We start from the raw sequence: 8629 nt of genomic DNA on the forward strand, positions 1-8629 counted from the left end.
GGGAAATGCCGCAAGCGCTGTCATAGATTCACTCTTTCCTCATCGGTTTCTTGACGATCTACTTCCCCCAAATCACTCGATTGACGATTTTAGCATAACTTTGGATGATCTTGACTACTTTAACAGATACATTGACATCCATATAATCAGGAGCTACTAAGGTAGGTTCTTGATTCTCTTGCATCGTCATCGCTAGTTGGATGGCTTGTTCCATATCTCTGTCAGTAATGCCTCCGATAACGACGGTACCCTTATCCAACACTTCCGGCCGTTCCGTAGATGTCCGTAACAACACACCGGTAAATCCTAAGATGGCACTCTCTTCCGATAGGGTTCCACTGTCGGAAAGGACGCAATAGGCATTTTTTTGGAGTTTGTTGTAATCGATAAACCCGAAGGGAGGTAACGACTGCACCAATGGGTGAAAGACGAATTTGCGCTGTTCGATAAACTTCTTGCTTCTCGGATGTGTCGAGTAGATGACAGGCATTCGATAGCGCTCAGCGACGTTATTAATTGCATTCATTAATAATGAAAATTGGGTCTCATTATCTATGTTTTCTTCTCGGTGAGCTGAAACGACGATATATCGTCCTAAACTCACATTGAGTCGGGACATGACATCGCTGGCATCGATTTTCGCCATATGTTTCTGTAAAACTTCTCGCATCGGCGAACCGGTTACAAAGATATGTTCTTTCCGAAATCCTTCGGAAAGCAGATACCGTCGGGAGTGTTCCGTATAGGGCAAGTTGATATCTGAGATATGATCGACGATTTTCCGATTGATCTCCTCGGGCACATTTTGGTCAAAGCAACGGTTTCCCGCTTCCATATGAAATATAGGTACCTTGAGCCTCTTCGCCGCAATGGCCGATAGGCAACTGTTTGTATCACCTAAAATTAAGAGGGCGTCGGGCTTTTCTCGTTCGATCACATCATACGATTTGGCGATGATGTTCCCCATGGTCTCCCCGAGACTGTTCCCGACAGATTCCAGATAATAGTTGGGTTCTCTAAGTTCCAGTTCTTCGAAAAAGACTTGGTTTAAGGTATAGTCCCAGTTTTGACCGGTATGAACGAGGATATGGTCGAAATAGCGGTCGCATGCTTTGATCACTTCCGATAGTCGAATAATCTCTGGTCTTGTGCCGACGACGGTCATCACTTTTAACTTTTCCACAAGTTCATACCTCCAGATAATAAGTATCTGGTTGTTCGGGATCGAAGACTTGATTCGCCCAAAAGAGGGTGATCATATCCCTACTGCCTGTGTTGGTGATCGAATGGGTATAACCGGCAGGAATATCGACGACTTTGAGTTGCCGACCCGAGACGTTATAGGTGATCAAATCATTGGAGCCCACTTTTTTTAACCGAATCAGCCCTTCTCCGTCGACGACAAGAAATTTCTCCACCTTTGTGTGGTGCCAGTGATTCCCGCGGGTAATTCCCGGTTTTGTACGGGAAATAAAGATTTGTCCAAATTCCTTCGATTTGATGAACTCGGCTAACCATCCACGGGCGTCCTCTTTCATATCTAATGAATAGTCGAACTCATCTTCCGGGAGATAGGAGGTATAGGTGGCGAATAACTTTCGCTCAAAATCACCCTTTAGGTCGGGCATGACAAGGTGTTTCCGGCTTTGGTCGAAGGAATATAAGAGATTTACGATTTGCTGGAGTGTGACCTGATATCTCTTGGACACATAGCAGAAACCATCCTCATCAGGACTGGTTAGCTCGTTCACTGTTTGTAGGAATTCATGGATTACATCATCGATATAGACAAGCGTAAGTTCATTCAAAGGATGATGTATCTCAATCGGAATTCCGTGGGAAATGTTGTGGCAAAAGGTAGCGATTACGGAATTATAGTTCGGCTTAGACCACTTTCCAAAGACATTGGGCAACCGGTATATGTATACAGGGGCATGATTTTTTCGAGACCATTCAAAAAGAGCCGCTTCCGCCGCTCTCTTACTGGCCCCATAAGCATTATCCAATGCGGCTTGAATCGATGAAGCAAAGGCAATTGGTGTCCTCTTTCCCTGCTGTTCAATCAGCGAGAGCAAAATGTCTGTAAAACCACGGTTTCCCTCATCGTATTCTTCCGGAGATTGAGGCCGGTTAACGCCGGCAAGATGAAAGATAAAATCAGCTTGTTCAAGGTAGACTGCTAGTGTTTCAACGTTGTCCTCCCGGCCATAAGGCAATAATTTCAGATTCCTCTTCTGTTCCAAAGCAGAACAAAGATTTTTTCCAATAAATCCAGAGGCGCCTGTGACCAATACCGTCCTTATCATCCCATCCCGCCTCTTCTCAATTCCTGTTGAATAAAATCTAGAGAGAGAAGCTTAGCTTTGATCTGTTCGACGTTTAATCGTTTTGAATTGTGGGAGTTATATTCCCACCCATAATTCACTTCTACATCGCCGGTGATGAAGAACTTGTCATAGTTTAGATCTCTTGTGTCTGCAGGAATTCGATAGTATTTTCCCAGGTCCTCGGCGCGAGCCATCTCTTCTCGAGTCAGCAGCGCTTCGTAAAGCTTTTCTCCGTGGCGGGTTCCGATGACATTGATTTTGTTATTCGCACCAAATAGTTCGATCAATGCCTGGGCGAGATCGGCAATCGTTGAAGCAGGTGCCTTTTGGACGAAGATATCTCCTGGGTGACCATCTCGAAAAGCGACGAGCACTAACTCTACCGATTCCTCTAAGGACATCAAGAAGCGAGTCATATTCATATCGGTAATGGTTAAGGGATCCCCCGATCGGATCTGTTGGACGAATAAGGGGATGACGGAACCTCGTGAAGCCATGACATTGCCGTAGCGAGTTCCGCAAATAGTCGTTTTCCCTGCGTCAACAGTCCGTGATTTGGCTACCATCACCTTTTCCATCATGGCCTTCGATATCCCCATGGCATTGATCGGATAAACTGCTTTATCTGTCGATAGGCAAATCACCTTGTTTACACCGTATGCGATCGCTGCGTTCAATACATTTTCTGTGCCTATCACGTTGGTCTTCACAGCCTCCATCGGAAAAAACTCACAGGACGGAACTTGCTTCAGTGCTGCTGCGTGAAACACATAGTCCACATCGTACATGGCTGCCGTAACACTCTGATAATCACGAACATCGCCGATGAAAAATTTGACTCGATCACTTTTTAGTTCCTTGCGCATGTCGTCCTGCTTTTTTTCATCACGGGAGAAGATGCGGATTTCACCGATATTGGTGTGAAGAAACTTCCGCAATACGGCATTTCCAAAAGAGCCCGTTCCCCCAGTTATCAACAGGCATTTCCCATCAAACACATCGATACATCTCCATTATCTTGCGGTCTCGCCTATGGCTAAGTTGGTAACTCAGACGAAGCAACGGCTTTCATATTATCCTTCGTGAAAAATTTTCATGATCGTATCGATAACCTTTTCCAGCTCTGAACAGGTCATCGACGACCCCGACGGTAAACAGATGCCCTTCATAAACAAGGACTCCCCCAGTGAGCCCTGATTCGTATGTGAAAAAAAAGGATACGGTTGATAGATCGGCTGAAGATGCATCGGTTTCCATATCGGCCTTGACTCGATATTTTTTTCTTCCAACGCAACCATGATGTTCTCTGGCCGGATTCGGCAATTCTCTTGGACGGTTAGGACAGTGAGCCAGTAGTTGGGACTTCCCTTTTGGAGTATAGGCATAAACTCAACGGGGAGATTCTTGAAGGCTTCCACATATTGCTGACGGACGGCTTTTCGTTCGGAAATTCGTTTATCTAATGCTGCCAATTGTCCTCTGCCAATTCCTGCGCAGATATTGGACATGCGATAGTTGTAACCGATCTCTTTATGTTCATAATGTCTTACGGGCTCTCTGGCTTGTGTCGCCCAGAATTTCATCTTTTCAATGCCTTCATGATCGTTAGAAAGGATCATCCCGCCGCCGGAAGTGGTGATGATCTTGTTTCCGTTAAACGAAAAAATGTTGTATACACCATATGTACCGCACTTTTTTCCCCTGTAGGAAGCACCCAGTGCTTCTGCCGCGTCTTCAATCACAGGAACTCCATAATGTTCACAAATCGGTAGCAGACGTTCATAATCAGCACTTTGACCATAGAGATCGACGATGATTACAGCTTTAGGCAGCTTGTTTTCCTGCTTCGCCCATATAAGAGCTTTTTCCAAAGCGGTCGGTGACATATTCCAGCTTTCCGGTTCCGAGTCGATGAACACGGGAATGGCTTTTTGGTACAAAATTGGATTACAACTGCCTGCAAAAGTTAAACTCGAACAGAAAACATAATCTCCTTGTTCAACTCCGAGGCAGCGTAAGGCCAAGTGAACTCCTGCCGTGCCCGACGATAGGGCTAATCCATGCTTCACACCAACATATTCACTGAGTTCTTCTTCAAAAGCGGTCACATTCGGTCCAAGAGGGGCGATCCAGTTTGTATCAAAAGCCTCTTGGACGTATCTCATCTCATATCCGCTCACATGAGGGGGAGAAAGATAGATTCTCTTGTTCATGGTTACTCCTAAAAACAATGCTTTTCAGTTCACGGAGGTCCTTTATGATCATCTGGGCCTGTTGCTCCGGTAAAAAGCCTTCTTGTTTATAGAGGGAATGGTCGTTTTTTAGCATCACCGTTACCATTCCAAGCTGATTGGCGGAGATAAAATCTTTCGCAGGGTTATCTCCAACGTAAATCGCCTCATTTGCTTGGATCTCAAGTTGAGAGCAGATTCGGCGATAGGCGAGTTCGTTCGGTTTTCGATAATGAACGCCTCCCAGTTCGTCGGTAACGATCACAGCATCCACGATTTTGTCGAGTTCAAGGGCTTTAATTTTATTTCGTTGACCGTCTGGTCTGCCATCCGTAAGGATTCCCAATCCTAATTGATTGTTTTTAAGCCAATACAACAATTCTCTAACGTCGGAAGATAAGGATATATTGGGGAAATGGCCTCGATAAGTCATAATACATTCGGCCAATACTCGTTTATCTTCTATCCCCTGCAACGATAAGTATCTATTAAAAACGTCAGCTCTATCATCATGGAATAGTTTTAGTAAGGACTCATTTATACCGGCTACATTCTGGTCAATTCGTGGAGAAAGAAGTGTAGCCACACTGTTAAATCCACTTTTTACATAGTCGAATTCCGGGTAAAGAGTATCGTCTAAATCGAAGATAACAGCCTTATACTTGTTCATACGTACCGTCACACTTTTGTTCCAAAGCTATACTTTGGTCAAACCGGAGATATACGGAATCTTCCTGAGCTGCGTTTAATTTCGTCGCCAGTTCTTCACCCATGAGCAAGTCGTAGACAGCTGAAGCGGAATCTGCCCCCGCCATCATGCTTAGGGGACAACCTCCGCCAAAGCGAGCGTTAATTTCAGTAAAGTAATATTCATTATCTCTTTTGCTTCTAATCGCTTGTATAGTGATGGGACCGATAGGTTTTAATACGTTTACAATGTTGCAAATACGATTAATTAGATAGTCGTCAGTGACGATTTGGGTTTTTACGACCTCACCCGTGCGAGTCGCAATCCGAATACGCGGTGTGGCATAGATAAGACGGCCACTAAAATCGCAAAATACGTCGATCGTGTATTCTTCACCATCGATAAACTCTTGAATCATATAATCACCAATATAGTATTTGAAAAAATCAAGTTCTACCTGATTATCCACTTTAAAGGCATTAACACTAGAGCTGCCCGACACAGGTTTAATAAAACAAGGAAACTCGACTACATCATCTTCTCCCACCCCGTAACTTTTGGGTGATTTAACACCGTATTGCTTAAAAAAATCGATTGTATTGCTTTTATTACGGGTAATGTCGATGACTCGCATGGATGAAATCAGCACTTCTGAGCCGATATTGCGAAATAACTCTGCTTTTGAAGATAGGACATTTAGTTCAGTATCGATGGTTGGGATGATCAGACGAATTTGTTCTTTTTGGCAAATCGTAAGTAAAGAGGATATGTAAGTTTCATCAGTTACAGGTGGTACTATATAGGACTTATCTGAAAAATATAATGCGGGGGCTAATGGACCCATGTCGGTACATATGATCTTTCCCTCTATCCCCTTGTTTCTTTTTGCCTTGATAAACTGTTGAACGAGTTCCACTCGTCTGCCTGCACTTGTAAATAATAAATTTACCATCGCAACCTCTTTCATTGAATCCTTATAGATTTGTTTCTCGGCAAATTCTGAAAAAAGCGGCATCGTACTTTCGTCGGAGTTGTTTATGTTTTTTTGAAATAACACATTTTTAATTGTCATGATCCAAATCTTTAGGTCCAATAAAAAGCTGATATTATCTACATACCATACATCTAAGTTAAACTTTTCCTCCCAAGTAATGGCGTTGCGCCCGTTGACTTGTGCCCATCCAGATATGCCGGGAGTCACTTCATGTCGCCGCATCTGTTCCGGTGTGTAATAGTCAAGGTATTGCACTAACAAAGGGCGGGGTCCGATAAAGCTTACCTCACCGCGAAGGATATTAAACAATTGTGGCAACTCATCGATGCTCGTTTTTCGTAACAGAGAGCCCACCCGAGTCATCCGCTCAATATCGCTTAACGGTTTGCCCTTCAACTCTGTTTCTAAACGCATAGTACGAAACTTGTAAATAGTGAAAATCTTACCCCTTTTTCCCGGTCGGTTTTGTTTAAACAGTATGGGCCCTCGTGAATCCAACTTTATCGCCAAGGCCGCTATGATCATGATGGGAGATAGGACAATCAGTAGTATTAAACTCAAGATTTTGTCCATGATACTTTTGAACACAATGTAGAGTTTCATCAGTACACCCGAACTCTTTCATCGCCAGGATTTTGTCACTTTGATTTTCATCATACACCGGTCCCGTCAATCTCCCGCCTCGCCAACGCCAGGCCTATTTCTGACTGATCGCCTTACGTATTTTACTGCTCTCTTTGCCTTCCCAATGGTACCCCGGGTTCACTTGCTCCAGCCATCTAACCGCGTCTTCCCGGTTTAATCGGAATAAATCCTCGTCGGTCATCCGCAGCATCTGTTGAATGGGCAAAACAGAAGTACTGTGTACTTCAATTTCCTTAGCGATTTTCATGATTCTCTCGTGGCTCGTTGGTTCCATCGTTTCCCCACTGTGGTTGAGTTCTTCATATAGTTTTTCACCGGGCCGAATTCCGCTGAATTGAATCTCGATATCTTTTCCCGGTTCTAACCCCGAGAGTTGGATCAGTTCGGTGGCTAAATCCAAAATCTTTACAGGCGTCCCCATATCCAAGACGAAGATCTCACCACCTCGGGAAAGAGCTCCTGCGTTGAGTACCAAAGTGACCGCTTCGGGAATGGTCATGAAAAATCGGACCATATCGGGATGGGTTACTGTAACAGGCCCGCCTTGAGCGATTTGCTTTTTGAAGATCGGAATGACCGATCCCCGGCTCCCGAGTACATTTCCAAAGCGAACAGTAGCGAAGGAGGTCTTTTTGTAGTGCTTGGCGTAATGTTGGACGATTAGTTCAGCAAACCGCTTCGAAGCCCCCATGACCGAGGTAGGGTTAACCGCTTTGTCCGTGGAGATAAGGACGAATTTCTCGACGCCCCAAAGGCCCGCCTGCTCTGCTAAGATTTTTGTTCCCCAGGCGTTATTTTTGACGGCTTCTTCCGGTTGACACTCCATTAAAGGGACATGTTTATGGGCAGCAGTGTGGAAAAGCACCTGCGGTTGATAGGTCCTGAATATCTCTTCCATGACATAGCGATTTTTGATATCGATGATGGTGGTCGAAAAATTCAGGTGCCCATAGTCCGCTTTCAGTTCCTGTTCAATGCAATATATGCTGTTTTCCCCTTGCCCGATCAGGATTAACGCCTTCGGACCCACCCGTGCGATTTGGCGGCAAAGTTCACTCCCGATGGATCCCCCCGCTCCGGTAACCATGACGATCTTGTTATATAAATAGGGTGTAACTTCTCCTAACTCGATCTTTACCGGTTCGCGACGGAGCAAATCTTCCACATCCACATCGCGCAGTTTATTGGGAGTTACCTTACCGCTGATCAGTTCATATAAGGAAGGCATAATCTGTACCTTGGCCGATGTTTTTTTGCACTCATCCATAATCCTTCGAACTGTAGCGCCCGACACGGAAGGCATCGCGATGACGATCACTTTAATTTGTTTTTTTTGCGCAATCGATGCAATATCACTCGTTTTTCCCAGTACGGGAAGCCCTTGTATCGTTTTGTTCCATTTTTCCGGGTCATCGTCGATGAATCCGATCGGATGCAAGGCAGAAGGCGAGCGGGTCAATTCTTTGGCTACGATCACCCCTGCATCGCCGGCGCCGACAATCAAAGCGGCACGCTTTTTTTCGGAACCGTTAATTTCCTTACCGAGCTTCCATTCACAATAGAGCCGCCAGAGGACTCGGCTGGAACTTACGCCAAGAAAGGCGAAAAAGCCTGATAAGATGAAGATGCTGTGGGGAATTGTGATACTGGGAAAAAGAAAATCCATGTGTAGATTGAAAACAAAGTTGTATACTTTGACAGTAAAAATTACTTGATTTTACGCAGACTACTTACGAAATAAAAT

The 8629-nt window shown here is 44.7% G+C and carries 7 protein-coding genes; all 7 read right to left on the bottom strand.

Annotated elements, in window-relative coordinates; genetic code table 11:
- Positions 1–58 precede the first annotated feature (58 nt).
- A complete protein-coding gene (wecB, locus tag H1S01_RS15220; protein ID WP_188041270.1) occupies positions 59–1183 on the bottom strand; it encodes a non-hydrolyzing UDP-N-acetylglucosamine 2-epimerase in 1125 nt (374 codons plus the stop codon).
- Positions 1184–1187: 4 nt separating this feature from the next.
- The gene (locus H1S01_RS15225; RefSeq protein ID WP_207732367.1) at positions 1188–2306 is read right to left on the bottom strand and encodes a polysaccharide biosynthesis C-terminal domain-containing protein; all 1119 of its coding nucleotides are present in this window, start codon (positions 2304–2306) and stop codon (positions 1188–1190) included.
- Positions 2303–3325 carry a polysaccharide biosynthesis protein gene (locus tag H1S01_RS15230; protein ID WP_188041271.1) on the bottom strand — a complete coding sequence of 341 codons (1023 nt, stop codon included), beginning with the start codon at positions 3323–3325 and terminating at the stop codon, positions 2303–2305. The genes H1S01_RS15225 and H1S01_RS15230 overlap by 4 nt, the downstream gene beginning before the upstream one ends.
- A 75-nt stretch (positions 3326–3400) precedes the next feature.
- Complete coding sequence (locus H1S01_RS15235) at positions 3401–4540, bottom strand: DegT/DnrJ/EryC1/StrS family aminotransferase (protein WP_188041272.1); 1140 nt, start codon at positions 4538–4540, stop codon at positions 3401–3403.
- Positions 4494–5228 (bottom strand): HAD family hydrolase, encoded by a 735-nt coding sequence (locus tag H1S01_RS15240; RefSeq protein WP_188041273.1) that lies wholly within the window; start codon positions 5226–5228, stop codon positions 4494–4496. The genes H1S01_RS15235 and H1S01_RS15240 overlap by 47 nt, the downstream gene beginning before the upstream one ends.
- A complete protein-coding gene (locus H1S01_RS22360) occupies positions 5215–6843 on the bottom strand; it encodes a sugar transferase (RefSeq protein ID WP_188041274.1) in 1629 nt (542 codons plus the stop codon). Before H1S01_RS22360 ends, H1S01_RS15240 begins: the two co-directional genes overlap by 14 nt.
- Before the next feature lie 94 nt (positions 6844–6937).
- A complete protein-coding gene (locus H1S01_RS15250) occupies positions 6938–8551 on the bottom strand; it encodes a polysaccharide biosynthesis protein (protein WP_188041275.1) in 1614 nt (537 codons plus the stop codon).
- Positions 8552–8629 lie beyond the last annotated feature (78 nt).

Origin of the sequence: Heliobacterium chlorum (genome assembly GCF_014502795.1) — a bacterium.
In the GTDB taxonomy this organism is placed as follows: domain Bacteria; phylum Bacillota; class Desulfitobacteriia; order Heliobacteriales; family Heliobacteriaceae; genus Heliobacterium; species Heliobacterium chlorum.